We start from the raw sequence: 2,480 nt of genomic DNA, 5'->3' as shown, positions 1-2,480 counted from the left end.
ATTGGGTTCATGACATTTTTAACCTAAGTGTTCACGATGGTCAATTTTAGATTGAATTTTTCTCATAGACTCCCCCTTTAATTTTATCCGATGAGCATTGTGCATTAGTCGATCTAAAATGGCATCGGCTAAGGTATTATCGCCGATGGATTGATGCCATTCTTCGGTGGGTAATTGACTGATGATGGCGGTTGATGAACTGCCGTGCCTATCATCCATGATCTCCATTAAGTCATTTCGTTGTGCCGCTTTAAGTGGCTCAAGCCCCCAATCATCTAAAACGAGTAAGTCGATCTTAGCGAGTGACTGTAACATTCGACTGTAAGTGCCATCTGCTTTGGCTTGTGTCAGCGTAAGCATCAACCTTGAGAGTCGGTAATATTTAACGCTGTAGCCTTTCATGCATCCTGTATGCGCAAGCGCACAAGTGATATAGGTTTTACCGCTACCGCAAGGGCCTGTGATGAGTAAGTTTTGTGATTTATTCAGCCAATCACATTGCAGTAGCGATGCCATCATCGATTGATTGAGACCTCGCGGGTGATGATAATCTATGTCTCTGGCGTTAGCGGCTAATTTAAGTTTTGCCGCTTTAAGTAAGCGTTGTTGTTTTCGGCTCTCTCGGTCTTGGGCTTCACTGTCTGCTAGCAGTTGTAGTCGCTCATCGAAGGACAACCCTTCATAAGTACTTGGTTGTTCCATTTGGCTCACTAAGGCGTTGGCCATACCACTGAGTTTGAGTTGACGAAGCTGAGTTATCGTTTGTTCTAACATAGAATTTCCTTACCTTAATGGAAGCTTTTAGGACCACGGATATTTTCATGGGATTGTGGCAATAACGTCGACGGCTCTTCTTGCGTTCGCGGCAATTTATCTTGGTTGCTACTGAGTATGTCTTTGATATGTTTTAACCGATATAAACTGTATTGATTGGCTATCGCACAGGCGTTATTGAGCCGATCGGCGGGATAGCTTCTTGATAGGTTGAGTAAGCCTAAGCACACACGATACGCTTGTTCTTCATGTTGTTTCTGTGCCAATTGTGCTTTCACCCAGAGCAAAACGTCATCTCCAATATCTTTCGCCCAATTCATTAAACGCCCTGGTGACCATTTATGATGCTTCTCATGCTTTACAGGCATGTGCTCGGATGTGGTGGTCATGCCCGGATGATATTTTCTCGGGTGACTGGTGATGCGTTTATGCTTGAAATAAGCCTCAATCAAGTTGTCTTTGGCATGAAGTTCAAGCTTTTCACCCACCAAGTGATGGGGTACCGAGTAAAGATGGTTATCATACTGAACGTGATAATCAATATTCACTTTGACGTGTTTAATATCCGTGAATTGATAAGCTAGTTTGGGCATAGGCGCGAGGGCGGGTTTGTCGATTGACTCGAACCATGATTGTCGTGTCCCACTCAGTTGCTTAAAGGGCTTATTATTGACCTCAAGCAGTAAGGCTTTGATGCAATGGTTTAGCTCAGCTAATGAGAAAAAGGTTTGGTGTCGTAACTTGGCGAGTATCCAGCGTTCAATGATTTGCACGCCCACTTCGGCCTTGGCTTTATCTTGTGGTTTTCTGGGACGAGCAGGCACAATCACGGTGCCATAATGCGCGGCCAATTGCTGATAACTCGGGTTAACATCAGGGTCGTAGCGACACGCTTTACTGACACCACTGCGTAAATTATCGGGGATAACCATGTCAGGTATACCGCCGATAAATTCAAATGCTCGCACGTGACTGCCGATCCAGTCGGGTAGACTTTGGCTCCAGGTTGCTTCACAAAATGTATAATTTGATGCGCCCATCACCGCCACGAATATCTGGGCGAACTTCACTTCACCCGTCGCATTACAAACAATGGGCATCGTTTGACCCGCATAATCGACAAAGAGTTTTTCTCCTGCTTTATGCACTTGTCGCATCGAACGTTTTTGCTTTTTAAGCCAGGTCATATAGCGATCGCAGAACTGAGAATAGCTGTAACAACGATTCGGATATTGCTGAGTATATTCTTCCCAGAGTAAGTTCTTGGTGACGCCTTTGCCCGTTAATTCTTTTCGAATGGCTGGCCAATCTGGCACTTCAAATCGCTGGGATGGCCGAGTGTCGGCGCGAGGATAGAACTGACTAGCAAGCACAGAATCATCAAGCTCGTCGGGCAGTGGCCAACTTAACGATAAAGCTCTGGCTTTAGTGAGTAGTTTTTGAATACCACCGACACTGATCTTAGTGCTGGCACTTATTTTTCTGACACTGAGTTGGGCAGCAAAATGTAGCCTCAACACTTCTCGAATTTTACGCATTGTGATCCTCTTAGTCGCCATATCCCTTCCTCAGTAATACAAAAAGGAAATAGCTTAACAAAGTAATTAATAATCAATGCGTTGAAATTGTACTGGTTTGGTGTGAACACCGATTCCGGAAAATCAGTCAAAAGTGTTCACGATAAAACCGGAATGAGCGTTCACGCT

Annotated in this window: 2 protein-coding genes; both read right to left on the bottom strand. The window is 44.6% G+C overall.

Annotated features, from left to right (window positions below):
- Window positions 1–18: 18 nt before the first annotated feature.
- Complete coding sequence (gene istB, locus IEY42_RS21885) at window positions 19–774, bottom strand: IS21-like element helper ATPase IstB (RefSeq protein WP_076923271.1); 756 nt, start codon at window positions 772–774, stop codon at window positions 19–21.
- A gap of 14 nt (window positions 775–788) precedes the next feature.
- Complete coding sequence (gene istA / locus IEY42_RS21880) at window positions 789–2,333, bottom strand: IS21 family transposase (protein WP_024600838.1); 1,545 nt, start codon at window positions 2,331–2,333, stop codon at window positions 789–791.
- Window positions 2,334–2,480 lie beyond the last annotated feature (147 nt).

This window comes from Shewanella algicola, from assembly GCF_014648035.1.
GTDB lineage: Bacteria > Pseudomonadota > Gammaproteobacteria > Enterobacterales > Shewanellaceae > Shewanella > Shewanella algicola.
The sequence above is the reverse complement of the archived record's forward strand: the minus strand, read 5'-3'. Positions and strand labels throughout refer to the sequence as shown.

Coding starts and splice junctions, on each gene's coding strand:
- istB (WP_076923271.1), bottom strand. CDS start 774: ATGTTAGAACAAACGATAACTCAGCTTCGTCAACTCAAACTCAGTGGT.
- istA (WP_024600838.1), bottom strand. CDS start 2,333: ATGGCGACTAAGAGGATCACAATGCGTAAAATTCGAGAAGTGTTGAGG.